Annotated in this window: 25 protein-coding genes, 1 tRNA gene and 1 pseudogene; 20 read left to right on the plus strand and 7 right to left on the minus strand. The window is 61.7% G+C overall.

The features are described 5' to 3' along the window. The 11 genes and pseudogenes from I2G40_RS08695 to hisE all read left to right on the plus strand — a co-directional run. Positions 1–282 (plus strand): annotated as a pseudogene (locus tag I2G40_RS08695) (SIS domain-containing protein); the annotation flags it as partial. A gap of 73 nt (positions 283–355) precedes the next feature. Next, a complete protein-coding gene (locus I2G40_RS08700) occupies positions 356–1192 on the plus strand; it encodes a sugar phosphate isomerase/epimerase family protein (protein WP_195544814.1) in 837 nt (278 codons plus the stop codon). A 326-nt stretch (positions 1193–1518) separates the two neighbouring features. Next, complete coding sequence (gene hisG, locus I2G40_RS08705; protein ID WP_195544815.1) at positions 1519–3234, plus strand: ATP phosphoribosyltransferase; 1716 nt, start codon at positions 1519–1521, stop codon at positions 3232–3234. 105 nt (positions 3235–3339) lie between these two features. Next, entirely contained in the window at positions 3340–4776 is a 1437-nt protein-coding gene (gene hisD / locus I2G40_RS08710) for a histidinol dehydrogenase (RefSeq protein ID WP_195544816.1), read from the plus strand. A 1-nt stretch (position 4777) separates the two neighbouring features. Continuing rightward, positions 4778–5893 (plus strand): histidinol-phosphate transaminase, encoded by a 1116-nt coding sequence (hisC, locus tag I2G40_RS08715; RefSeq protein WP_195544817.1) that lies wholly within the window; start codon positions 4778–4780, stop codon positions 5891–5893. Further along, positions 5894–6481 (plus strand): imidazoleglycerol-phosphate dehydratase HisB, encoded by a 588-nt coding sequence (gene hisB / locus I2G40_RS08720; protein ID WP_195544818.1) that lies wholly within the window; start codon positions 5894–5896, stop codon positions 6479–6481. It begins immediately after the preceding gene. A 46-nt stretch (positions 6482–6527) separates the two neighbouring features. Further along, positions 6528–7229 (plus strand): imidazole glycerol phosphate synthase subunit HisH, encoded by a 702-nt coding sequence (gene hisH / locus I2G40_RS08725; protein WP_195544819.1) that lies wholly within the window; start codon positions 6528–6530, stop codon positions 7227–7229. Continuing rightward, positions 7226–7969, plus strand: a complete 744-nt coding sequence (locus I2G40_RS08730; protein WP_195544820.1) for a 1-(5-phosphoribosyl)-5-[(5-phosphoribosylamino)methylideneamino]imidazole-4-carboxamide isomerase — start codon at positions 7226–7228, stop codon at positions 7967–7969. The genes hisH and I2G40_RS08730 overlap by 4 nt, the downstream gene beginning before the upstream one ends. A 3-nt stretch (positions 7970–7972) precedes the next feature. Continuing rightward, entirely contained in the window at positions 7973–8755 is a 783-nt protein-coding gene (gene hisF, locus I2G40_RS08735) for an imidazole glycerol phosphate synthase subunit HisF (protein WP_117769949.1), read from the plus strand. Between the two features lie 142 nt (positions 8756–8897). Then, positions 8898–9227 carry a phosphoribosyl-AMP cyclohydrolase gene (gene hisI, locus I2G40_RS08740; RefSeq protein WP_195544821.1) on the plus strand — a complete coding sequence of 110 codons (330 nt, stop codon included), beginning with the start codon at positions 8898–8900 and terminating at the stop codon, positions 9225–9227. Between the two features lie 45 nt (positions 9228–9272). Next, positions 9273–9590, plus strand: a complete 318-nt coding sequence (hisE, locus tag I2G40_RS08745; RefSeq protein WP_195544822.1) for a phosphoribosyl-ATP diphosphatase — start codon at positions 9273–9275, stop codon at positions 9588–9590. 120 nt (positions 9591–9710) lie between these two features. Here hisE and I2G40_RS08750 read toward each other — a convergent pair whose 3' ends face one another. Continuing rightward, on the minus strand, positions 9711–10622 hold the full coding sequence (locus tag I2G40_RS08750; RefSeq protein WP_229090733.1) for a PHP domain-containing protein: 912 nt from the start codon (positions 10620–10622) through the stop codon (positions 9711–9713). A 298-nt stretch (positions 10623–10920) separates the two neighbouring features. Between I2G40_RS08750 and larC2 the strand changes: the two genes are divergently transcribed. The 6 genes from larC2 (at position 10921) to I2G40_RS08780 (ending at position 16349) form a co-directional block, all read left to right on the plus strand. Continuing rightward, on the plus strand, positions 10921–11406 hold the full coding sequence (larC2, locus tag I2G40_RS08755) for a nickel pincer cofactor biosynthesis protein LarC2 (protein ID WP_195544823.1): 486 nt from the start codon (positions 10921–10923) through the stop codon (positions 11404–11406). A gap of 73 nt (positions 11407–11479) precedes the next feature. Then, positions 11480–12028: a phosphodiesterase gene (gene yfcE, locus I2G40_RS08760; protein WP_055285573.1), complete on the plus strand. Its 549-nt coding sequence runs from the start codon at positions 11480–11482 to the stop codon at positions 12026–12028. A gap of 2 nt (positions 12029–12030) precedes the next feature. After that, complete coding sequence (gene mazG, locus I2G40_RS08765; protein ID WP_195544824.1) at positions 12031–12891, plus strand: nucleoside triphosphate pyrophosphohydrolase; 861 nt, start codon at positions 12031–12033, stop codon at positions 12889–12891. Between the two features lie 189 nt (positions 12892–13080). Further along, positions 13081–14370, plus strand: a complete 1290-nt coding sequence (eno, locus tag I2G40_RS08770; protein WP_195544825.1) for a phosphopyruvate hydratase — start codon at positions 13081–13083, stop codon at positions 14368–14370. Between the two features lie 195 nt (positions 14371–14565). Continuing rightward, positions 14566–15327 (plus strand): hypothetical protein, encoded by a 762-nt coding sequence (locus I2G40_RS09640; RefSeq protein WP_229090734.1) that lies wholly within the window; start codon positions 14566–14568, stop codon positions 15325–15327. A gap of 20 nt (positions 15328–15347) precedes the next feature. Beyond that, the gene (locus I2G40_RS08780) at positions 15348–16349 is read left to right on the plus strand and encodes a Ppx/GppA phosphatase family protein (RefSeq protein WP_195544826.1); all 1002 of its coding nucleotides are present in this window, start codon (positions 15348–15350) and stop codon (positions 16347–16349) included. A gap of 345 nt (positions 16350–16694) precedes the next feature. On the opposite strand, the gene I2G40_RS08785 is transcribed toward I2G40_RS08780, so the two are convergent. Both I2G40_RS08785 and I2G40_RS08790 read right to left on the minus strand, forming a co-directional pair. Further along, positions 16695–16779: transfer RNA gene (locus I2G40_RS08785), tRNA-Leu, on the minus strand. A gap of 31 nt (positions 16780–16810) precedes the next feature. Further along, a complete protein-coding gene (locus I2G40_RS08790) occupies positions 16811–17434 on the minus strand; it encodes a hypothetical protein (protein ID WP_195544827.1) in 624 nt (207 codons plus the stop codon). A 163-nt stretch (positions 17435–17597) separates the two neighbouring features. On the opposite strand from I2G40_RS08790, the gene I2G40_RS08795 reads away from it, so the two are divergent. Together I2G40_RS08795 and I2G40_RS08800 are read left to right on the plus strand one after the other, a co-directional pair. Continuing rightward, positions 17598–17885 (plus strand): PTS sugar transporter subunit IIB, encoded by a 288-nt coding sequence (locus I2G40_RS08795; RefSeq protein WP_055252380.1) that lies wholly within the window; start codon positions 17598–17600, stop codon positions 17883–17885. A gap of 11 nt (positions 17886–17896) precedes the next feature. Next, on the plus strand, positions 17897–18271 hold the full coding sequence (locus I2G40_RS08800; RefSeq protein WP_195544828.1) for a VOC family protein: 375 nt from the start codon (positions 17897–17899) through the stop codon (positions 18269–18271). Positions 18272–18346: 75 nt separating this feature from the next. On the opposite strand, the gene I2G40_RS08805 is transcribed toward I2G40_RS08800, so the two are convergent. From I2G40_RS08805 to I2G40_RS08815, 3 genes are read right to left on the minus strand one after another with little or no spacing between them, the layout of a single operon-like run. Then, positions 18347–19642: a sensor histidine kinase gene (locus I2G40_RS08805; RefSeq protein WP_195544829.1), complete on the minus strand. Its 1296-nt coding sequence runs from the start codon at positions 19640–19642 to the stop codon at positions 18347–18349. Continuing rightward, on the minus strand, positions 19626–20396 hold the full coding sequence (locus tag I2G40_RS08810) for a response regulator transcription factor (RefSeq protein WP_195544830.1): 771 nt from the start codon (positions 20394–20396) through the stop codon (positions 19626–19628). Before I2G40_RS08810 ends, I2G40_RS08805 begins: the two co-directional genes overlap by 17 nt. 18 nt (positions 20397–20414) lie before the next feature. Next, positions 20415–20957, minus strand: coding sequence for a UBA domain-containing protein (locus I2G40_RS08815; protein WP_138377829.1), 543 nt, complete (start codon positions 20955–20957; stop codon positions 20415–20417). A 333-nt stretch (positions 20958–21290) separates the two neighbouring features. Here I2G40_RS08815 and I2G40_RS08820 point away from each other — a divergent pair, with 333 nt between their 5' ends. Continuing rightward, entirely contained in the window at positions 21291–21686 is a 396-nt protein-coding gene (locus tag I2G40_RS08820) for a (deoxy)nucleoside triphosphate pyrophosphohydrolase (RefSeq protein ID WP_195544831.1), read from the plus strand. Positions 21687–21725: 39 nt separating this feature from the next. On the opposite strand, the gene I2G40_RS08825 is transcribed toward I2G40_RS08820, so the two are convergent. Further along, complete coding sequence (locus I2G40_RS08825; RefSeq protein ID WP_195544832.1) at positions 21726–24602, minus strand: DUF3427 domain-containing protein; 2877 nt, start codon at positions 24600–24602, stop codon at positions 21726–21728. Between the last annotated feature and the right edge of the window lie 272 nt (positions 24603–24874).

Genomic DNA, 24874 nt, shown 5'->3' on the forward strand with positions numbered 1-24874 from the left:
GAGCCCGGCGTCCCCGTGTTCCTGTTCATGGGCGAGGACGAGAACCGCAAGCTCGACGAGCGCGTCCGCGCCTTCCTCAACCGCGGCGTGACCGGCGACACCGACATCAACATCATCGACACCGCCGAGTTCGCGATCCCCGGCCTTGACGACGAGTTCCGCGTCATCGTGTCTCCGTGGATCCTCTCCTCGCTGATCACCGATCGCCTTGCCGCTTACTACGAGACGGTCACCAAGCACAACCTCAACTACCGTCGTTACTATCACCAGTTCGACTACTAAGACCAAATAACGTTTGTGTAATCGGGCCTCGCTCCTATATGGAACGGGGCCTCGCTTGGGTTGGAGAGTAATTATGAGCTATCCCCAGCTTGCCGTCATGAATATCAGCCATCGTTATTTTGACCTTGAGGAATTCTTTTCTTCGGCAGCGGCCTCGGGCTATACGTGTTGCGAGCTTTGGACCGGGGCGATGCATCTGTATGTCGATTGCCATGGATACGATTCGCTCGAGCAGGTGCGGGAGCTGTCACAGCGGTATGGGGTTCGGATTGTGGGGCTTTGTCCCGAACAGAACAACCCCAAGCCGTGGAATATCGCGGCGCGCGGGAATGAGGCGCGTGCCCGCACACTCGCGTACTTTAAGAACGTTGTAGATATTGCGGAGGAACTTGGAGCCGAGCAGGTCATGGTTTCGAGCGGCTGGGCATTTTTGAACGAGCCGATTGAGGACGCGTGGGGTCGCAGCGCCTCGATGCTGCGTGCGATTGCCGAACATGCGGGAGAGCGCGGCGTGCGACTGGTGCTCGAGGCCCTACAGCCGGTTGAGTCGATGATCGTGAACTCGGCGGCCGATACGAAGCGCATGATCGAGGCGGTTGATCATCCGGCACTTAAGGCGTGTCTGGATTTGGGCGCTATGGCGGTGGCAGGGGATACCATCGACGATTATTTCGATCTACTTGGCGATGATGTCGCCCACGTGCATTTTGTCGATGTTGCGGCAGATGGCACGACGCATCTTGCCTGGGGTGACGGCGACCGCGATATGCGCGCCGACCTAGATAGGCTGGTGTCGCGCGGCTATCGCGGAGTTGTTTCGGCCGAGACCTATGATTGGCGCTATTTCGCCAATCCCGCGGCAGCCGACGCTCAGGTTATGGCGGAGTACCGACGCGCGATTGGCGCCTAAGTGGGACAGGGCGCCGAGTTGGCGTTTGACGCTTTTTGAGAAACGGGACGTGCTTTCCGCTTGAGGCTTCTGGCGGAAAGCACGTCCCAGAACAGGCGCTCAGAATGGGACACACTTTCCGCTGAGGACCTCAACCGGAAACCGCATCCCAGTTTTTGGCTGGCGGGCGGGACACGCTTTCCCCTATGTTTCCAAATGAATACGCTATGAGCCGAGGAGGACGATTCTCCCCGCAAACACTCTAGTATGCTAAAGTACCCAGAAGACCGGCGGAGCTATGCCGGTCTTCTGCTCTATATGAAACACAGCATGAGGAGGCTCACCAGATGACGGCCACACCGTGGGGATTCCGGGACATATTGCCCGAGGAGGCTCAGGCGCGCGAGGAGATCGCATGTACGGTGAAGGGCTGCTTCAGGGAGCATCATTACCTTCCGGTCGAGACACCGCTGCTCGAGGACAAGGGCTCGCTCGAGGAAGGCGGTCGGATTGCGGACACGCCGTTTAAGCTCTTTGATGATGATGGTCGCCTGCTGGTGGTCCGTCCTGACAACACGCTGCCGATCGTGCGCTTGGTTTCGACCCGCATGCGCGCGGCCGACCTGCCCCTGCGCCTTCGCTACGAGGCGCCGGTGGTTCGCGAGTGCCGGCGCAATGCCGGTGGCTCGCGCCAGTTTACGCAGCTGGGCTTTGAGCTTATCGGCGCGGGCGATACTGCGGGCGATGTTGAGATCGTCTCGCTCGTTGCCGAGGCCGTACGCGAGCTGGCACTTCCCGATGCGCGCATTATCGCAGGCAGTGTGCGTCCTTTTAAGGAATTGCTCGCGGTATGCGAGGATCGTGAACTGGCTGCCGAGGCCCTGCGCTGCGTGCATGCCAACGACTTTGTGGGCCTCGATGCCCGCGTGGCGGCAAGTGTCGAGTCCGATGCCGTCAAGGCCGCCATTAGCGAGCTGCCGCGTCTGCACGGCGGTGCCGAGGTGCTCGACCGTGTGGACGCGCTGCTGGAGGCCGCCGGTATCGTCGCGCCGCTGACGCGCGAGCTGCGTGCCCTGGTCAAGGGCCTGGCACCCGAGGACGCCCAGGTGCTGTCGTTCGACTTCTCTATCATGAACTCTTTCGATTACTACACGGGCCTGGTCTTTAAGGCCTATGCCGGCGGCTTGCCCGATCCCGTTGGCTCGGGCGGACGCTACGACTCCATCTTTACCGGCGCATTTGGTGACGGCATCGAGGTGCCGGCGGCGGGCTTTGCCTTTTCGCTCGAGCGCCTGGAGGCCGCGCGCACCTCGGCCGAGGATGCCGCTTCCGACGGCGATCACGCCGCGGGCCGTGGCGCCGAGGGCCCGCTGCGCATCGCCGTGCCCAAGGGCTCGCTTAAGGCTGACACGCTCGACGTGCTCGAGGCCGCGGGCCTGGATGTCTCTGAGCTGCGTGACCCCGGCCGTCATCTAATCGTGCGCGGTCGCGACACGCGTGCCGGCGAGGGCGTGGTCGGAGATATCGAGTTTGTCATTGTGCGCCCCAGCGACGCGCCTGCCTTTGTGGGCTGCGGCGGCGCCGACTGCGGCATCTGCGGTTGGGACTCGCTTATCGAGGCAGACCTCAACCTGCTGCAGCTGGTCGACCTGGGCTATGGCCTGTGCACCTTTATCGAGGCGGAGCCCGCGTGGCGCGCCGGTCAGGCCGAGCGCAACTATGCCCGCCGCGGTTCGCTTCGCGTGGCCACCAAGTACCCGCGCATCGCGAGTGCCTGGTATGCCGAGCGCGGCGTGAATGCCGATATCGTCTCGCTGCACGGCAACATCGAACTGGGGCCCATCGTCGGCATGACCGACCGCATCGTGGACATTACCGCCACGGGCGCTACCCTGCACGACAACGACCTGGTCATCACCGGGCGCATCATGGACTGCACGGCCCGCTTCTTTGTCAACCCGGGCGCTGCGCGTCTGGATCCGCGCGTGCGCAATCTGGCAGATCGCTTGGCGGCGGCCGTTAAGGACAAGCATTTTGAGCCCGTTGCGGGCTCGGCACAATAGCGCGAGCACGCACGGGCGTCCCAACGTCTGGGCTGCGGGCCGATTGGCGCCGCCGCCCGGCCTCTCGTTTTTCGAACACAACCTCGACCGATAGGGGATACCGATATGAAGACCATCAAGCTTGCTCCCGGTGAGCGCCTCGTTACCAACCAGCTCAACCGCAAGGGCGTGCTGCCGCAAAACATCGTCGACGCCGCCCGCGATATCGTGGCCAACGTGCGTGCCAACGGCGATGCCGCGGTGCGCGATTACTGTCAGCGTTTTGACGGTGTCGAGCTGCAGAGCTTCCGCTTGCCGCAGGAGCAGATCGATGCCGCGCTCGAAGGCCTCGATCCCGCTTTTGTCGCGGCGCTCGAGAAGGCTGCACACCAGATTCGTGAGTTCCACCAGCGCGAGGTCGAGCAGAGCTGGTTTACCACGCGCCCGGACGGCACGATACTCGGCGTTAAGGTGACCCCGCTCGCGGCGGCTGGCATCTATGTGCCGGGCGGTCGCGCGCAGTACCCCTCCACGGTGCTCATGAATGCCATTCCCGCCAAGGTTGCCGGCGTCAAGCGCGTGGTCATGGTGACCCCGCCGCAAAAGGACGGCCTGATCAGCCCTTACACGCTTGCCGCGGCAAAGCTCGGCGGCGTGGACGAAATTTATATGGTGGGCGGCGCCCAGGCCGTGGCCGCGCTGGCATACGGTACCGAGACCATTCCGCGCGTCGACAAAATCACCGGCCCGGGTAACGCCTTTGTTGCGGCGGCCAAGCAGATTGTCTCGGGCGATGTGGGAATCGACATGGTCGCCGGCCCGTCCGAGGTCTGCGTGCTGGCCGATGCTACGGCCAAGCCCATGGTGGTCGCGGCAGACCTGATGGCTCAGGCCGAGCACGATCCGCTGGCAGCCTGCTATTTGGTGACCTGCGACGAGCAGTTTGCGCGCGAGGTCGAGGCGGGTATCGATATTCTGGTGGCGCAGTCCCCGCGTGCCGAGATCACGCGTGCCTCGCTCGATAACGAGGGCACCATCGTGGTGGCCGCCGATATGGCTGCCGCTGTCGAGGCGGTGAACACCGTGGCGCCCGAGCACCTTGAGCTGCACTGTAAGGATGCGATGGGCCTGCTCGGCGGCATTCGCAACGCCGGCGCCATCTTTGTGGGCGCGTGGAGCTCCGAGCCGCTCGGCGATTACGTTGCCGGCCCCAACCACACGCTGCCGACCGGCGGCACGGCCATGTTCTCCAACCCGCTTTCGGTCGAAGAGTTCGTTAAGCGCTCGAGCGTCATTTGCTATACGCCCGAGGGTCTGCTCTCCGACGCTCCCGCGACGCAGCGCCTGGCCGAGGCCGAGGGCCTGTGGGCGCACGCGCTTTCGGCCGCACTGCGCCGCCGCGTGCTGGAGCAGGGCGAGGGTGCCGTGAGTGCCGAGTCGCTGGCCGCGGCCGACCTGACCAAGGTCGCCTGGCCGGGTGATACGACCGCGACGGTCGCCGAGGGCGTGGACCTGGCGGCAGCTGCGGGCGGTGCCACTGGCGCGGTCGTCGAGGGGGCCTAATATGGCCGAGCTGACGCCCCGCATGAAGGAACTCGTCCAGCCTTACCTGGCCGGTATTGAGCCCTACGATCCTAACTTTACGCCCACGCGCATCAACCTTTCGGCCAACGAGAACACCTATCCCGTGCCGGCCGGCGTGCGCGAGGCGGTCGACGCGGCCCTGGTTGCCACGCCGCTCAACCGCTATCCCGATCCCATGTCCAACGACCTGCGCGACGAGCTTGCCACTTGGCATGGCGTGACGCGCGAGAACATCTGCGTGGGCAACGGCGGAGACGAGCTGCTCTATAACTACCTGCTGGCGTTTGGCGGCGCGGGGCGGACCCTGCTCAACTGCCCACCGTGTTTTAGCGAGTATGCGTTCTTTGCGTCGCTGTGCCAGACCGAGGTGCGCGACGTGTGGCGCGACCCGGCGACCTTTGAGCTCGACCAAGCGGCTGTGCTCGCAGCGGCGCCCGAGTGCAATCTGGCGATCGTGACCTCGCCCAATAACCCCACGGGCGATGTGACGCCGCTCGACTTTGTCGCGGCCCTGTGCGATGCGTGCCCCGGCATGGTAATGGTCGACGAGGCCTACGTTGAGTTTGCGGACGATTCGTTTGGCGCGGCCACCACGGTGCAAGGCCTTATCGCCGAGCATCCCAACCTGGTGATTTTGCACACGCTGTCCAAGGCGTTTGGCGCCGCCGGCACGCGTCTGGGCTATGTGATTGCGGCGCCCGAGGTCATCGACGTGTTCGCGGCGATTCGCCAGATCTATTCGGTTAACGTGCTGAGCCAGGCCGCCGCGCTTGCCTGCGTGCGTGCCCGCGACGCGTACGCGCCCGTGGTGGCACAGGTTGCATCCGAGCGCGAGCGTGAACTGTGTACCCTGCACGCAATGGCTGCCGAGGGTCTGCCCGTGGAGGCGTGGCCGAGCGCGGCGAACTTTGTGCTCGTGCGCACGCCGCATGCCACGCACGTGCGCGAGCGTCTGCGCGACGAGTATTCGATTTTGGTGCGCGACTTTAGCTATGCGCCGGGGCTCGCGGACTGCCTACGCATTACCGTGGGTACCCCGCAGGAAAACGACGAGGTGCTGGCCGCGTTTGCCACGCTGGTGAAGGAGGAGATGTAGATGGACCGCTATGCTGAGGTAACCCGCAAGACGGGCGAGACCGACATTGTCGTAAAGCTCGACTTGGACGGATCTGGCGTGTGCGATATCTCGACCGGCGTGCCGTTTTTCGACCACATGCTCAACGCTTTTGGCCGCCATGGTCTGTTCGATCTGACGGTGCACGCGGTGGGCGACGTGGAGGTCGATGCGCACCACACCGTCGAGGACACGGGTATTGTGCTGGGCGAGGCGTTTTGCCAGGCGCTGGGCGACAAGGCGGGCATTACGCGCTTTGCCGACGCGGCGATCGCCATGGACGAGACGCTCGTGATGGCTGCTGTTGATATTTCGGGCCGTGGGCAGGCCTACTGCGAGCTGCCCGTGCCGACCGAGCGCGTGGGCAGCTTCGATACCGAGCTGGCCGTCGAGTTCTTCTACGCCTTTGCGCGCGACGCCAAGCTCACGCTGCACGTGCGCGAGCTGGCGGGCAGCAACTCGCATCACATTATCGAGGCTGCCTTTAAGGCCGTGGGCCGCACGATGCGCCACGCCTGCGAGCTCGATCCCCGCGTGCAGGGCATCCCCAGCACCAAGGGATCGCTGTAACCTGCCAAAAAAGGGACAGGTTTTGAATGGGGAAAAGGAGGGTCGCGTGGGCGAACCGAAGATCGTGGTAGTTGACTACCACAAGGGCAACTTGTCGAGCGTCGTGCGCGGGCTTGCGCGCGCCGGTGCCGCCGCCTGCACATCGGACGATCCGGAGCAGATCCGCCGCGTCGACGGCCTGGTCATTCCGGGCGTGGGCGCGTTCTATGACGCGATCGCCTTTATGCGCCAGAGTGGCGAGGCGGACGCGGTGCTCGATGCTGTCGCCACCGGAACTCCGCTGCTCGGCATTTGCCTGGGCCTTCAGCTATTTTTTGAGCGCGGCAACGAAGGCGTGCCTGCGGACGAGGGCGCGGTTGCCGATGGCAACACCCCCCAGCAGGCCGGTGGCCCCTGGGTCGATGGCCTGGGTATTATGTGCGGTTCGTGCACGCGCTTGGAGTCGAGTCGCCTGAAGGTGCCGCACGTGGGCTGGGACCAGGTGCACATGACGCCCACCGGTGCGGCCGATCCGCTGCTTACTGGTTTTGCCGAGGGTGCCAACATGTACTTCACCCACAGCTACGCGGTGTCCGACGATGCCGATGCCGCCGATGTGCTGGCGCGCACGCACTATACGCGGAGCTTCCCGTGCATCGTGCGCCATGGCAACGTGTGGGGCTGCCAGTTCCATCCCGAGAAATCCTCCGCGCTGGGTCAGCGCATTCTTAAAAACTTTGTGAGCATCGTCGAGGGGGCCGGCCGATGATTCTGTTTCCCGCAATCGATTTGATCGGCGGTAAGGTCGTGCGCCTGGAGCGCGGTGACCGGAGCCGCTGCAAGGTATATTCCGACGACCCCGTGGCCGTTGCCCGCTCCTTTGCCGAGCAGGGCACGAGCTGGGTGCACGTCGTCGACCTGTCCGCTGCCTTTGGCGAGGACGAGGACGCGTGCGCTGCCAACTCGGCGGCGATAAAGGCTATCTGCGGCGTCGACGGTCTGTCCGTGGACGTGGGCGGCGGCGTTCGCTCGCTCGCGCGCATCGACGAGCTTGCCGGCTATGGCGCGCGTCGCATCGCGCTGGGCACGGTGATCGTGACCGAGCCGGGATTTGCCGAGGTGGCGGCTCGCGGCTTTGGCGAGCTGCTGGTGGCAGATATCGCCGCACGCGACGGCCAGGTCAAGGTGAACGGCTGGCGCGACGGCGCGGGCGTGGCACTCGACGATGCCGTGGCGCAGCTTTCCGAGCTGGGCTTTAAGCATCTGGTGTATACCGACATCGCGCGCGATGGCATGCAGACGGGCATCGATGTGGCGGCGTATCGTCATGTGGCCGAGGTCGCGGGCTTTCCCGTCGTGGCTTCGGGTGGTATCTCGACGCTCGACGATATCCGCGCACTGGCCGCGGTGGGTGAGGATGCTATTGAGGGCGCCATTACCGGCCGTGCGCTCTACGAGGGCAACTTTACGCTGGCCCAGGCGCTAGCCGCCGCCCGAGGGGAGGAGTAGCCCATGCTTACCAAACGCGTGATTCCCTGCTTGGACGTCAAGGACGGCCGCGTGGTCAAGGGCGTCAACTTTGTGAGCCTGCGCGATGCGGGCGACCCGGTGGAGCTAGCCCGCGCCTACGACCGCGAGGGTGCGGACGAGGTTGTCTTCCTGGACATTACCGCCACGAGCGACAACCGCGCGACGACCATCGAGATGGCGGCGCATGCGGCCGAGGAGCTCGCTATTCCCTATACCGTGGGCGGCGGCTTTCGCGACCTGGCGGGCATGCGCACCATGGTTGCAGCCGGCGCCGACAAGGTGTCGCTTAACTCTGCCGCCGTGCGCGATCCGTCGTTGATTAGCCAGGCTGCCGCGGCGTTTGGCAGCCAGGCCGTGGTCGTGGCGATCGATGCCAAGCGCGTCGGTTTGCCCGGCGCATCTGGTGCCGACAAGTGGGAGGTCTTTACCGCAGGCGGCCGCAACGCCACGGGTATCGACGCGGTGGCGTGGGCCGAGGAGGCGGCCCGTCGCGGCGCCGGCGAGATCTTGCTCACCAGTATGGACCGCGACGGCACCAAGGCCGGCTTTGACCTGGCGCTCACCCGCGCCGTGGCGCGCGCGGTGCCGATTCCCGTCATCGCGAGCGGCGGCGTGGGCACGCTCGAGCATTTTGCTGAGGGTGTGATCGAGGGCGAAGCCGACGCCGTACTGGCGGCAAGCGTCTTTCACTTTGGGACGTTCAGCATTCGCCAGGTGAAGGAGTATATGGCGTCGCAGGGCATTCCTGTGAGATTGGACTTCTAATGCTGCGGCTTGTCCAGGCACCCGACCTTCCGGCTCCAACCCTCCTCGCGTACTTAAGTACGCGTCGTCGGGCTTGTCGCTCGGAATCTCGGGCACCTGGACAACCCTCGCCGACCGGCGATGTTTAAATTGGGGAATTGAAATGAGAGAAATTACTACTCCAGCGGATCTTAAATACGACGCCAAAGGATTGATTCCTTGTGTGGTTCAGCAATATGACACCGGCGAGGTGCTTATGGTTGCTTGGATGAACGAGGAGTCGGTGGGGTTGACGCTCAAGACCGGCACCACGTGGTTTTGGAGCCGCAGTCGCCAGGAGCTCTGGAACAAGGGCGCGACGAGCGGCAATATGCAAGCGGTCAAGGAGCTCTGGGCCGACTGCGATAGCGATACGCTGCTGGTCAAGGTTGACTCGCCGGGCCCGGCTTGCCACACCGGCAACCGTACCTGCTTCTTTAAGAAACTCGCGTAGGGCGGGCGCTCGATTAGACGCTCGGCCACCAGAAAGGATTGAACTATGGGTGTGCGCACCGCAAACATTCAGGATGGAAATATCGGTGAGACGCTGACAGGTCTGGCCGAGGTGATTCACGGTCGTCGTGATGCATCGCCGCAGGAGAGCTATACCGCGCGTCTGCTGACCGACGTCGAGGATGAGCTGCTCAAGAAGCTTGCCGAGGAGTCGAGCGAGGTGATCATGGCCTGCAAGGATAACGATCACGATCACATCCGCTACGAGGCCGGCGACCTGGTCTACCACCTGCTCGTAACCCTTGAGCGCTACGGTATCACCCTCGACGAGCTTGCCGGCGAACTCAACGCCCGCCGCCACTAGTCGTTTGGGACAGTCTTTGTTGGTGTAACGGGGTCATGGAAGTTGCGGTGAAATAGGGACTGTTTAAGCGCTTCATCAAGCAAAACAATCCCTATTTCACCGCAACTTATGAAGGGATGGCTAGGCGAGGGGTGTGGACTCCCATTCTCCGGTGAGGTGGGGGATGTCGAAGGTTCGATAACCGCAGTCGTAGGCGTGGGCCTGGGCCTCGCGGATGTTCAAGCAGATGTCGCAGGCGCGGTGTGCGTCCGAGCCAAAAGTGATCGGCACCTCGGCGTGGGCAAAGCAACGCAACAGTCCCGTCGAGGGGTAATAGTCGTCGAGGCCCTTGCGCGGCGCGGCGGTCGAGACTTCGACACGGTGACCCGTATCGTGGGCACATTCGGCCATCTGCTCCCAAAACGGCGCGGGGTCAAAATCGGGCGCAAAGCCTTCCTTCGAAAAGCGCATGACCAGGTCGGGGTGGGCCATCACATCAAAGTTAAGCGGGCTCTCGCAGGCGCGGCACCAGTCATCGACATAGCGCTCCCACACACCGCGCACGCCCAGGTTTTCCCAAACATGCAGGTTGGTGTCGTCGTCGATCCAACCGCAGCGCGAATCGGGCGTATCGGGACGAGCGACGTTTTCCGCTCCCGCCGTGCCCGCGGCGCCGGCCATGATATCGCCTGGGTTGCCAATCCAATGCACGCTGCCCAAGCGCACTATGGCACCCGCGGACCAGCGCTCAACCAAAGGCTCGCAACCTTCGTACCAGTCGCATTCAAAGCCATAGACAAGCTCGAGCTCCGGCGCGATCTGCGCGGCGAGCTTGCGGGCGTCCTCAAATGCCAGGCGATGTGCCGTCAGGTCGCCCTCGACAACTTGCACTTCGCAGTTGGCGTCCATGCTGGCGGGCAGGGTGAGATGGTCGGTCGAGACCATAGCGCGGCAGCCGGCCGCAGCAGCGGCGCGAACGTTGTCCTCAAACGAGGCATGGCCATCCGAAAACGAAGTGTGGGTGTGGCAATCGACCAGCGGGCAGGTGGGCATGGCGACTCCTTTGCATTTGGCGAATCCGCTCCATTGTAATGGCGCAGCTCTCAACACGCCGCGCACGCCGGAGCTCGAAATCGATTGGAAAGGCTGCGCGGCGCCGGTGCGGCCTCGCTTGCTCTCAAAATATGTACATCAGCCTCCAAAAGCTGCAAAAAATGACATGTTTGGAGGCTGATGTACATGTTTGGATAGGGGCGAGGGCGGCGACGGACGAAAGTCACGCCTGTGCCACGTCCGATGTGCTAGCGTTTGAGTGAACAAAACGAGTCCGTGCGGAAAGGATCCAGACCGTATGCAATGCGATAGCACATTCCCGCTGTCTCGCGAGACCGATGCGCCCGAAACTATCGTCAAGCTGGAGTGCGACATCGATGACGCGTCGCCCGAGGTGCTCGCCTACGCCGCCGACCGCCTGCGCGAGGCCGGCGCCCGCGAGGTGCACTGGCTGCCCCTTTACTGCAAAAAGGGCCGCCCCGGATGGCAGTTGCAGGTGATCTGCTCGCACGAGGATATCGAGCGCTTGCAGACGATTATCTTTTTGGAGACCACGACCAACGCCGTTCGTCGCCAGGTGATGGAACGCGTTTGCCTGCCGCGCCGATTCGAGCAGGTGGTGACGCCTTGGGGTGAGGTATCCGTTAAGGTGGCGACCCTGCCTGACGGCAGCGAGCGCGCGGCTCCCGAGTACGAGAATTGCGCCCGTCTTGCCCGCGAACATGACGTGCCGCTCCAACGCGTGATGCAGGCGGCTCAGAGCGCGGCGCTGCGATTCGAGTAACACGGTAGATGGGCTCCATATCCGCCAGATCCCGTATTCAGCCCCTAGCAACCCCACTCCGAAAGGACTCCCCATGAAATACCTCATCGCCTCCGACATCCATGGCTCGGCATACTGGGCCGAGCGCCTCTGCACCGCCATCGAATCCGAGCAGCCCGACCGCATTGTGCTGCTGGGCGACCTGCTCTACCACGGCCCGCGCAACGACCTGCCGCGCGACTACGCCCCCAAGCGTGTGATTCCGCTGCTCAACGCCCTGGCCGACCGCATTATCGCGGTGCGCGGCAACTGCGACGCCGAGGTCGACCAGATGGTCCTCGACTTCCCCGTCATGGCCGACTACGCCACGCTGTTTGACGAGACCGGCCGTGAACTGTTCCTGACGCACGGCCACGTCTTTGGCGCTGGCATGCATAACAGCGTCGACCACGCACCCGCGCTGCCCGAGGGTTCCGCGCTCGTCTACGGTCACACGCACGTCAAGGTCAACGAGGAAAGCGCCGCGCACCCGGGTCTGTGGCTCTTCAACCCCGGCAGCGTGAGCATCCCCAAGGACGGCTCGCACAGCTACGGCATCTACGAGGGCGGCACGTTCCGCCACGTGGTCATGGAGGAGGACTAACCATGGCCGAGCATATGGCTCAGCAAAATGCCGAGGGTTCGCGCGACCTGTCCACGCTGGTAGACGCGTCGGCCGAGCTGCAGCATCTGGTGCAGACCATCTGGCGTCTGCGTCAGCCCGATGGCTGCCCGTGGGATCGCGAACAGACGCATCAGAGCATCGGCAAGAACATGATCGAGGAAGCCTACGAGGCGCTCGATTGCATTGAGGCGGACGACGTGGCGCATCTGCGCGAGGAGCTCGGCGACGTGCTCATGCAGGTCGTACTGCATGCGCAGATTGCGGCGGACGCCGGTGAGTTTACGCTGGCCGATGTGGCGCGCGATATCGACGCCAAGCTCATCCGTCGTCACCCGCACGTGTTTGGCGATGTGGATGCCGATAACTCTGACGAGGTGCTCAAGATTTGGGACGAGGTCAAGCTTGCCGAGAAGGCCGCCAAGGACAAGGCCGTGGCGGCAGGCGAGGCCGCGCCCGAGGGCCTGCTCGACGGCGTGCCCACGCACCTGCCGGCGCTGATGCAGGCGCAGAAGGTGTCGCGCAAGGCGGCTGCCGTAGGCTTTGAGTGGGAGACGGTCCAGGACGTGTGGGACGAGGTAGCTGAGGAGCGTGCCGAGTTTGAGGCCGAGGCTCCCGGAACGCCCGAGCGCGAAATGGAGTTTGGTGATCTGCTCTTTGCCCTGGTCAACGTCGCGCGCAAGGAGGGCATCGACGCCGAGAGCGCCCTGCGCGCGAGCACGGCCAAGTTTCGCCGTCGCTGGGCTGCGATGGAGCAGATGGCGGCCGATGCCCACGTAGATCTTGCCGAGCTTTCGACCCATGGCCTCAACGACCTGTGGGACGCAGCAAAGGCAGGGGAGTAATACCGCGGGAGCGACGGGACAGACTTGTCCCATCGCTCCCATTATTTTTAAAAAAGATTGTATCGCTTGGCTAACTTAGGGCATAATGCAAAAAGTGCGACAAGGCTAACTTATGAACCTTCGCGCCGCTGCAGCGTGTAAGCCGCGTCGCCAAGCATTCAACCCGTTTCCAAGTGAGAGGGAGACAACATGAGCGATATTTTGGACGTCTACGGTCGCGAGGTGCTCGACAGTCGCGGCAATCCCACCGTCGAGGTCGAGGTCGTGCTCGAGGACGGCAGCTTTGGCCGCGCAATGGTGCCTTCGGGTGCTTCGACCGGTGCCTTTGAGGCCTGCGAGCTGCGCGATGGCGACAAGGGTCGCTACCTGGGCAAGGGCGTTTCGCAGGCCGTCGAGCACGTCAACAACGAGTGCGCTAACGCCGTCGTGGGCCTCGATGCCTTCGACCAGCGTGCCGTCGATGCCGCGCTGATTGCCGCGGACGGTACCCCCAACAAGACCAAGCTCGGTGCCAACGCCATCCTGGGCGTGTCGCTGGCCACCGCGCGCGCCGCTGCCGAGTCGGCGGGCCTGTCGCTGTACCAGTACCTGGGTGGCGTCAACGCCCATCTGCTGCCCACACCTATGATGAATATCCTCAACGGCGGCGTGCATGCCGACAATAACGTTGACTTCCAGGAGTTCATGATCATGCCGGTGGGCGCCCCGAGCTTTGCCGAGGGCCTGCGTTGGTGCGCCGAGGTCTACCACACCCTCAAGGGCGTGCTGCACGAGGCCGGCCTGGGCGGCGGCGTGGGCGACGAGGGCGGCTTTGCCCCCAACCTTAAGACCAATGCCGAGCCGTTCGAGTACATCACCAAGGCCGTGGAGAAGGCCGGCTTTAAGCCCGGCGTCGACTTCATGTACGCCATGGACCCCGCCTCGACCGAGTTCTACAACGCCGAGACCGGCATGTACGAGCTCAAGGGCGAGGGCGTGGAGTACACGAGCGCCCAGATGGTTGATTACTGGGAGAAGCTCGTCGACACCTACCCCATCATCTCCATCGAGGACGGCATGGCCGAGGAGGACTGGGACGGCTGGGTCGAGCTTACCCGCCGCATTGGCAACAAGGTGCAGCTGGTGGGCGACGACCTGTTCGTCACCAACACCGAGCGCCTCAAGAAGGGCATCGAGCTGGGTGCCGCCAACGCGATCCTGGTCAAGGTCAACCAGATCGGCACGCTTACCGAGTCACTCGAGGCCATCGAGACCGCCAAGGAGGCCGGCTACGCTTGCATCGTGAGCCACCGTTCCGGCGAGACCGAGGACTCCACGATCGCCGACCTGGTCGTGGGCGTCAACGCCGGCCAGATCAAGTCGGGCGCCCCGTGCCGCAGCGACCGTATCGCCAAGTACAACCAGCTCATCCGCATCGAGGACGAGCTTGAGGGCAGCGCGCGCTACGCCGGCAAGGCCGCGTTCTACAACATTCGCTAAACGGGCGAATTTGGCGAGGGGGAGGCTGACTCGGTTCCGCCTCGCCTTGGCAGGATGCCGCAAAGCGCTATGGGCGCTGGGCCATATGACTCAGCGCCTTTTTTATGTCGAGCAAAGGCTGGCGAAGGCGGCGCGGGCGCTCGTGCTATAACTAGGATACTTAGCGCAAACAAACCTCAACCGCACAAGGCGCACATGGATCAGATTTACGACAACAGGTACTATTCCGCCGGTTCGCGTGAGCCGTCGCCTCGCCGTGCGCGCACAGTGCAGCTCGGTGGGTCCGCCTACGCCGGCGCCGACCGCTCCACGCAGCGCCCGACAAGTACCTCGCGCCCCAATGCTCATGTGAATACTTCGGCAGATGGACCGGTGCGCCCGGCACGTTCGTCGCATGCGTCGCGTCCCTCGGCCCAGATGCACGACAGGTCGAGCAGGCCCTCGAGCCGTCTTTCGGGCTCGGACTTTATGCGCTACGCCAATGACAATGCGGTGGTCAAGGCGATCTACGACTTTACCCACGGTCCTCAGCGAGGGCTATTCATCGGCATCGTCGTTGCCCTGGTGCTCGTGAGCCTGTATTTCCCCGTGCGCGACCTGTACGTGGCAAAGCGTTCGAGCGATATCTTGGCCAAGCAGGTCGAGATTCGCCAGCAATACAATGATGGGCTGCAAAAAAGTGTCGACAAGCTGCTCTCGGAGGAGGGCATCAAGGATGCGGCGTCCGAGGACCTGGGCCTGGTGATGCCCGGCGAGAAGAGGATTGAAGTGCAGGGCCTGGACGGCGATTCGGATGCCTCGTCGAGCCAGAAGTCGTCGAACGCCAAGAAGGCCAGCGAAGTTGCCAAGGAAATCGAAGAAGTCGGCAAGGACGCGCCGTGGTACATCCAGGCGCTCGACATGCTGTTTGGGTTTAACGGCGTCGAGGGCCAGACGGTCGTGTCCAACGGCAAATAGCGCCCGGAGGGGAGCCCGCAATGACAAATTGCAAACGCTATAAGGTGGCCGCGATCGACCTGGGAACGGTGTCGTCGCGACTGGTGTTGGCCCAGGTCGAGGGCGGGGCGATTGTGGAATCGTCCAAGCATACCGAGATTACCGACTTGGGTGAAGGCGTGGACGCGACGGGCCGCTTTTGCGAGGCGGCTGTCGAGCGTGTGCTCGATGCGTGTCACATGTTTGTGGATGAGGCGCGCGCCTTTGGAGCCGCGTGCGTCTGCACCACCTGCACGAGTGCAGCGCGCGATGCGTCCAACGCCGCGCTGCTGCTGGACGGCCTGCGCGGGCTGGGGCTCGAACCGCAGGTGATTCCGGGCGAGGTCGAGGCACGCCTGACATTTTTTGGCGTGGCGCACGACTTTGCCGGTGAACGCATTATCGTCGCCGATTCGGGCGGCGGCTCCACGGAGCTCGCGACGGGCGTATACGCTCCGGAGCGCGGGGTCTTTGCGCTGGAGGGAACGCGCTCGCTGGACATTGGCTGCCGTCGTGTGACGGAGCGCTTTTTCTCGGCGTTGCCGCCCGCGGACGGCGAGCTTGCGGTTGCCGCCGCGTGGGCGGGCGAGCAGTTCTCCGCCTATTTTGAAGGCCTGCCCAGTGACTTTGAGCGTGCTGAGCGCCTCGTTGCGGTGGGCGGTACCGTCACCACGCTCGTGGCGCTGGTCCACGAGCTGGAGCCGTACGACTCGAACTTTGTGCACCTGCGCGAGCTTTCGATGGAGCAGATCTCGGCCGCCATCGATCGTATGTCCACGCTGGACGTGGAGGGCATCGCCGCACTACCGGGCGTGCAGCCCAAGCGCGCGGGCGTGATTCTGGCCGGCGCCGTGGTGGTTTGCGAGCTCATGCGCGCCGGTGGCTACGAGTCGCTCACCGTAAGTGAGAACAGCCTCCTCGCCGGCATGGCCGCCACCATCAACGAGACCCTCGACGGCGCGACCCCCACCATCGCCTGGACCCCCACTCTCAGCACCCTTTAACCATCCCCTCATAAGTTGCGGTGAAATAGTTCCTAAATGGGCTGATAGACTGCCAAAACAGGAACTATTCCACCGCAGCTTAGAGGCTTGACGGCGTCCAAAAGAAACGAGCCCGCATCCCCGGGGGACACGAGCTCGTAAAAGCCAAATGGTAGGGGCGGTGGGACGTCTGCGTATTTGCTGCGCAAATCCGCACCGGCTTCGGACGCCTGCCGGCGCCCTCGCCGGCTCGCTACGGACGCTGCGCGTCCGCTTAACGCTCGCCCCCTCGCGGGTTCGAGTCCCGCCGGCTTCTAAAAGAAACGAGCCCGCATCCCTTGGGGACACGGGCTCGAAAGCTTCATATGGTAGGGGCGGTGGGACTCGAACCCACAATCCTTGCGGCGAGAGATTTTAAGTCTCCTGCGTATGCCAATTCCGCCACGCCCCCGTGAGACTAGAAGTCTAGCACAAGCCGCCCGTTACGCGTTGACAGCCATCGAGTGTCGGCCCGACTTTTCCAAGTACTCGGCAAACTTGGCCTCGTCGCCTTTGTTCTTGTACTGTAGGGCCAACAGGTACTCCAAGCGGCAACCCTTAACCTTATCGTCGCCGGCCTCCTCGAGCATGCGCTCCAGCTCGGGAATGTCGTTGTGGCGCTTGAGGATCATCGTGTCGTACATCAGCTGACACTCGTGTGCAACCGCCTCGGCTTGGCCGCCCTCAAAGCCCTTGATCTCGTGAAGAAGCTCCTTGGACTTTTTGCGGTCCTCCTGGCCAACGTAGTAGTTAAAGGCCTTAATCACCAGGTCGACGCGCTGCATCTTGGGGAGGTTGAGTCCCAGCAGCAGGTCGAACATCTCGCTGGCGCGCTCGTGGTCCTCGCGCAGCAGATAGGAGTTCAGACGCAGGTAGTCGCGGTTATAGCGCGGGTACAGCATGCTGGTGAGTTTGCCGTCGAGCAAACGATCGAACTCGTCCCACTGCTTGGCAGCCATAAGCTGTTGCAGGCGCTTAAACGTGGTGCGTTTTTTGACGCTAAAGAACACCGACACGGCGATACAGATGATAACGACGGCGGTCCAGAGTGTGCGGGAATCGGGCATGTTAGGGTCCTTAGTCGCTCATAAAGCGAGCGGTATGACAACACGTACTAGATGTATTATACGCAGCGCGCAAGCAAACTAGCATAAAAGCTCATCGAGGCTGAGTGCCATCGCTCGCTGCGGTACACTTACCTAAAGTAAACCATGAAGGGAGATATTACCTATGAAGAAGATCGTTTTGGCTTGCGGTGCTGGCGCTGCTACTTCCACGCTCGTTGCCCAGAAGGTTGCCACCATGCTCGACGCCAATGGTTATGCCGGCAAGTATGAGATCGTGCAGTGCGCCATCTCCGAGGCCAAGGACGCTTGCGACGAGGGCGCCGACCTGCTGATTGCCACCACCGTTGCCCCTGAGGGCCTCACCTGCCCGTACGTGAGCGGCGTGCCCTTCATGACCGGCATGAACCGCGTCGCTGCCGAGAAGGCCGTCCTCGACGTCATGGCTCAGTAGGCGCTGACTGTATGAGTGAGCAGAACGCCAATCCGGTCGAACTCTTTGGCATGCGCGTTGCCCATGTGGGCATTAACGCCACCGACCCGGCAGATGCCTTGGAGATCGCGGAGCTGTTCTCGACGATGATGGGCCTGCCCGTTATTGAGACCCCGGTTTCGTACTTTAACGATTCGCTGGTCGAGATCATGAAGCAGAACGGTCGTGGCGCCAAGGGCCACATCGGCTTTGCCGTCAACGACATCGATGCGGCCGAGAAGTGGTTTGCCGAGCGCGGGCTCGAGGTCAACGAGGGGTCGCGCGTGCTGCTGCCCGACGGCGGCACCAAGCTCGTGTACTTTAAGCGCGAGTTCGCCGGCTTCGCCGTGCATCTGTGCCGCGAGTAGTGCACAAGCTGCCATAGCTAGCAAAAAGGGATAGGGCCGCGTGGCCCTATCCCTTTATTTATGCCGAGGGGCTTCCTACCGCGGCAGGCGAATCGTAAAGCGGCTGCCGATGCCCTCGACCGAGGTCACGCCGATGACGCCGCCATGGCTATCGACGATCCACTTGGCAATGGCAAGCCCCAGACCCGAGCCCTGCGCGCCGGCATCGCGTGCGTTGTCGGCGCGGTAGAACCGTTCAAACGCGTGAGCTGCGGATTCCTGGTTCATGCCGATGCCCTCGTCCTCAACACTTATGTCGATCGTGCCCGTGCCCACATCGGGCGCTACGCCAAATGTGACGGTCGTTCCCGCATCCGAGTACTTGGCGGCGTTTTGCACGATCACGCGCAGAGCCTGCTTCACGAGCGCCACGTCAACGGGCACGTCGCAGCGCGGGTCGCTGACAAGCGCAGCGTCAAAGGCCAGCCGATACGTGTGCGCGGCATCGATCATCTGTGATTCCTCGCATACCTCGCCGACCAGTGCGGCCAGGTTGGTATCCGCACGCCGCAGGACCGTGCGTCCGGCATCGCCGCGCGCCAAAAACAGCAGCTGCTCCACGAGCTCCTGCATGTGCTCGCTTTCGGCCTTGAGGGACGCGATGGATTCTGCCAGCACGTCCGGGTCGTCTTTGCCCCAGCGGTCGAGCATGTTTACGTAGCCCTGAATCACCGCGATGGGCGTGCGCAGCTCGTGGCTCGCATCGTTGACAAAGCGCATCTGCTGCAGTTTGGCCTCTTGCATCTGGCGCAGTAGGCGGTTGAGTGCGACTTCGATGCTTGCCAGGTCGGCGTCGCCGGTGGTGACGCTCGGCGAGTCGACGCTTGCGCGCTCGATGGCCTGCTCCAGCGTTTCCATCTTGCCGCCGGAGAGCTGCATGCGGCCGAGCTCGTCCACGCGCAAGGCCAGGTCGTTGAGCGGTGCCATGGTACGGCGCACGCGGCGGGCGCCGCCGAGCATGTTGAGCACGCTGATGACCTGCCAGCCCACAACGACAAGGTAGAGAGGCCATAACGCGACGAGGTCCTGCGCGAGGGGGAAAGTCTTGGTGGTATGCGCAAGCTCGACGGTATAGATGAGCGTCGCCGGGTCCCAGTCGCGCGCGGGCGTCAGCGTCATGCCGTGAACGGTGGCGCCGGGGATCCATCCTGCGGTAAACGCGCCGTCGGGCAGCGTCTGGTTGTATCCATAGACGAGGATCGCCGCCGCAATAACCATCAGCAGCAGATCGAGCCAGACGTAGCTCATCAAGCGGCGCCACATATAGCTCCAGTTGATGGCACGGGCGATGGAGGTGACGCGCTTGGCCTCGGCGTTACGCGCGGCAGACATAGCCCACCCTGCGCACGGTCTGGATGATGCGGGCGCCGCCAGCGTCCTCGATCTTGGCACGCAGGTGCGCGATGTGCACGTCGACGTTGTTGGTGTCGCCCACGTATTCGTAGCCCAGCGCTTCGTGCGCGATGCGCTCGCGCGTGAGCACGGTCTCGGCGTGCGCCATAAGCAGGGCGAGGACGTCGAACTCGCGGGCCGTGAGCGCGATGGGCGAGCCGCCGACCGTGACTTCGCGGCGGCCGGGGTCGAGCGCAACCGAGCCCACGGCGAGCGTGGCGGGGGAGGACGCGGCAGAGGTTTTGGCAGAGTCACCAGCCGGGGGTACCGCAGCGGCACCCGTAGCGCCCCCCCCGGCCCCAACGTCGCCAACGCCCGAAGCCGCCCGCACGGCCTCCGAGCGCTTCAGCGCTACGCGGATCCGTGCGAACAGCTCCTCAATCGCAAATGGCTTGGTCAGGTAATCGTCGGCGCCGGCATCGAGCCCGGCCACCTTGTCCATCACGGCGTCGCGCGCGGTGACCATGATCACCGGCACATCCTTGTGCTTGCGGATGCGCCGCAGCACCTCCATGCCGTTGAGCTGCGGCAACAGCACGTCGAGCAGAATCAAATCGTAGTCGCGCTCCAGTGCCAGGTCCACGGCGGTGCGGCCGTCGGCGGCATGTTCCACCTGGTAGCCCTCGTGCTCCAGCTCGAGCGTCACAAAGCGGGCGATTTTCTCCTCGTCCTCTACGATCAGGATCCGTGCCATGCGTGCCCCCGTCTGCGATTACTTGTCGTCGTTGAGATTTTGCTTGATGTCGTCCGCGGCATCGGCGGCGTGATTCATAAGGTTGTTGATGCTGCCGGGTACGTCGCCGTCGCTATCGATGCGGTAACGCATGCCAAAGAACAGGCCAATTAGCATCAGCCATATCGTGGCGCCCCAGGCAAACAGCGCGACGATGGGGATCAGGATGGGAATGTTGAGGATGATCGCGTCGCGGCGCGTGGCGATAAACTTGGTGTCCAGGCTCAGGCGGAAGAGCTTTTTGAGGTACTCCCACACGCTGTCCATCTTCTTGGAGAAGTCGGTCTTTTCGCTCGACTTTTCGTAGGCGGCCTGCGCGGCGACCATCTCGGCCGAGGGCTCATCGACTGGCGCGGACTCGGTGGCGGCGTGCGCTGACGTGGTCTGGGTCTTGCCCTGCGACTCGAGCCAAATGATGGCATCCAAAACGTTGCCGTCGACGGCGTCGAGCGCGGCCTTGGCATCGGTGTAGCTCACGTTGCACTTGGTGCGGATGGTTTCAACTTTTTCGAGGTCGTCCATGACCTGTCCTTTCGTTCGATGGGCGCGACGCCGGGCGATCTGCCCGGGCGCGAGCGTTGCGTTCGGCGGTCTGCGTTGCGCGGCGCCGCCCCGCCCTTGGTCGAACTCTATAGTGCAGGTTATAGATTAAGCGATTCTTGAGCCAAGATTAATGTTGGATGAGTTTTTGGGTGGCAGTGAGAAAAGTATTAGACCTCGATAGCGGGGGATGGGGTGCCGGTAGTAAAGCGGCGTCAAGGGTTGGTCGAGCGGGCGGTTTTTAGACGACTGGGACATGGCGGGCGGTCGATCACCTATACTGGTTGGGCTCAACTGGAGAGGTGATAACTAGTTATGAAATCAATCAATGTTGCAGCGGCAATTATTCAGAAGGACGGGAAAATCCTGAGCTGCCAGCGTGGCTACGGCGAGTTTAAAGACGGCTGGGAGTTTCCGGGCGGCAAGCTCGAGCCGGGCGAGACCGGCGAGCAGGCAATCGTGCGCGAGATTCAAGAAGAGCTTGAGGTCACGATCGGTAACCTTGACTATCTTTGCACGGTCGAACACGATTACGAGACGTTCCATCTGTCGATGCAGTGCTACCTAGCTACCATCCTTTCGGGGGAGTTCAAAGAGCACGCTCACGAGGACATGAAGTGGCTCGATACCAATAACCTGTGGGATGTCGATTGGCTTCCGGCGGACGTTAAAGTCGTTAGGGAACTCGAAAAGAAACTCGGGCTTAAGTAAGAAAGGAGCGGGCGCCGCATGGTGCCTCGCTCCTTTTTGTTACTCGGCTTCACTAAGATCGCTGAGCATAAACTCGTAAATGTCCTGCCTCACGGGTGCGTTGAGCTCATATTCGATTTCGACGGCGTTGTCGTTGCTCTTAGTTTTAATAGCCTCGAACTTGCCGGTCGGATGCATTTCGCCTAAGAAATAGAACTCCTTACCGCCCTTATCGTCCTTGTTCTTACGCATAAACAAATACGTCTTCAGGCCGTTTCCTGGCCATGTCTGCAGTCGCTGAATCTCGGGGGAGTTGAGCGTGCGGTTGTTCTTAGAGATTGCAACTAGCTTACTCGGCGAGACAAAACGGTCTTCATACTGAATGGACTCGCTAATGTCGGGTGCCTTGTCATAGTTAATAAACACGGGGAATGTATTGGTCTTCTCGTCGTAGAAGTAGCCGCCAAGATTTTGGCCGTTGATGTTCTTTTCCCAGTTCATCAAGCGGCAAACCTCTTCGTACGTGTACTTGGCGTTGAGAACGAAATTTGTGTTTTCGTACGTCTCGGCATAGTCGAGTCGGTTGCGCGCGATGCCAAAATCCAGCACCTCGAGAACCTGGCGTTTGAACTCGGCATTGCGCAGAGCGGTCGCAAAGGCTTCGGTCAGACGAGGTCCGCATCCATCGTCAATAAGCAGGGAAACGAAATCCTTAGGAGTGGCAAAGTCACCCTTAAGGACAGCGATTGCCGACCTAACGGCGCTGTCCTTAAGTTGTGCGCGGTAGTTCCTAAGCGCGGCCTCGCGCATATGTCGATAGCCCTCGTGTCCGGCTTCGACGAGCGTTTGAAGCAAATAGAGGTCTTCGAATCGCTTGCCCGCGGCGAGCTTTTGCGAAATAAATTTGAGAATCTTGGTTTGATCAGAGGAAAAATGGACTGTGTAGCCCGGCTCGTATTTGGAAAGAAATGCGTGGTAGGACCCCAGGCCGCTGTTCTTGAAGATAAGCAGCGGATCGATGGAGCCATTACGATCAAATTCGAGCAGCGAGGGAATCTTGCCGAGTTTCTGACGCAAGTCGAGATATTCGTTCTTCAAAAATCTGACGGAGGTAAAGTCGCCGCCGTCGATGGCCTTATAGATGCGAGCTTCGGAAATACGATCGAAGCTTACCGTTGAGCATCCGGGGATCGTCGAATCGCTCTCTTGGACGAGACGACGCAGACGGTCTTTATTGTACGTCTTGTCACCCGAAAGCGCGATGGGCACCAAGAAGTTGCTCTGGTAATTGCCAATAAAGTCTAGTACCAGTGCGTATTCCTTGCCATCATTCAGGCGCAAACCTCGTCCGAGCTGCTGAATAAAGATGATTGCGGAGTCGGTGCGTCGAAGCATGATGATCTGATTGAGCGAGGGGATGTCGACGCCTTCGTTCATGATATCGACCGAGAAAATGTACTCGAGCTCGCCGGCTTCAAGTCGGCTGATCGCGGCATCGCGGACTTCATCGGAATCTTGACCGCTAATCGCAGCCGTTCGATATCCGAGGGCGTTGAATTTGCGCGACAGTTCTTCGGCCTCGGCGTTTCGATTGCAGAATATTAAGCCCCTGCGGTTGCTTTTGGTGACGCTGTATTCTTCGATCTTCTCGGTGATGTGACGCACACGCTCGTCAGACGTCAAGCGTCCGAACAAGGCAGTGTCTTCGACCGTCTCGTCGTCAATCTCCAGATCGTGAATGCCAAAATAATGGAAGGGGGCTAGCATCTCTTCGGCCAAAGCGTCCTGCAGCGTAATCTGGAACGCGATGACGTGATTGAAAAGGGCAAAGACGTCATAGCCGTCGGTGCGATTAGGTGTAGCGGTCATGCCCAGATAAAACCGAGGCGTAAAGTGCGACATGATGGATTGGTAGCTCTGAGATCCCGTGCGGTGGGCCTCGTCGATGACGATGTAGTCGAACTCATCGGGACGGAAATCGCTTAGATGTTTGGCGACCGAAGAACACATGGCAAACACGCAGGTGGCATTGCTTATATTCTTGCCAGTTTGATAGGTGTCGAACGTATAGGTACTACCTAAGAGCCGTTCGTAGCTTACACGGGAGGCGTCTATAATGCGTCGGCGGTGCGCAAGAAAGAGGATGCGCCGGGGTTTAGTTGCGAGCACGTCGAACGCCGAAAGGAAGGTCTTGCCAGTGCCGGTTGCCGAGACCAGCAATGCACGGGTCTCGCCCTTTCGGTGGATTACGCCGAGCGCCTCAAGGGCGCGCTGCTGCATTTTATTGGGCTTGATTTCTTCGAGGTCGTTCGTGGTTGGGCTAACAGTTGCCTGGAACGTCGGTTTCGATTTGGGCTTTGAGGTATGTGCCGATCGATATGCGGCATAGTTCTCAATCCAGTCTTGGGAAAGCAAAACGGTTGAGGTGTCGTTCCACAACGAATTGAACTCGCCCCTCAGTTCGCCGAGTAGGCGGCTGTTCTCGACAGTCTGGTACAGCACGTTCCATTCTTTATTACAGGTGAGGGCGGTCTGCGTCATGTTCGAGCTGCCGACGATGACCGTGCTGGTTTCGCCCTTATCAAAAATGTATCCCTTGGCATGCAGATTACCCTGGAATACGCGAACTTCCATGTTGTCGTATTCCAGGAGCTTGCGAAAGGCATCGGGTGAGTTGAAGTTGAGATAGGTGGACGTGAGCAGCCTGCCCTTAATGCCACGCTGCTTGAGCTCCTGGAACGTCTCGACCAGGATTTGAAGGCCGCCGTCTGCAACAAACGCTACGCAAAAGTCAAAAGAGCCGCAGGTTGAGAGCTGCTCCTTGATAACGGATAGTAGTGTTCCGCCTGTCGCCTTTGAGTTGGCGATGAGCTTGGGTGAATCGTTCTCGCGTGCAAGCGAGTCGAATTCAATATCAATCTGCTGCTGCGTAGTCATCCCGGCCAAACCTTTCGAAAGACTATGTTGGCGCCAGGATAACAGATCGATCGTTCGTGTTTTGGGCGTATGTGATTTTTAGACTATCGGCTACTCAAGTTTGTGGCTGCGGCCTTGGTGCCGTGTCTTGCTGGGCCTCTCTCTATCTATATGTACGTGTTTTCGTCTTATAGGCTGCTGGGAGAAGTCCTGCCCCCAAGATTCCGCGCATGCCATGGCTCCGTGTCGGCCATGTGGCAAGCTGCTTGTCATAGCCTCGTCGGAATCCGACT

This window comes from Collinsella aerofaciens, from assembly GCF_015558785.1.
Taxonomy (GTDB): Bacteria; Actinomycetota; Coriobacteriia; order Coriobacteriales; family Coriobacteriaceae; genus Collinsella; species Collinsella aerofaciens_P.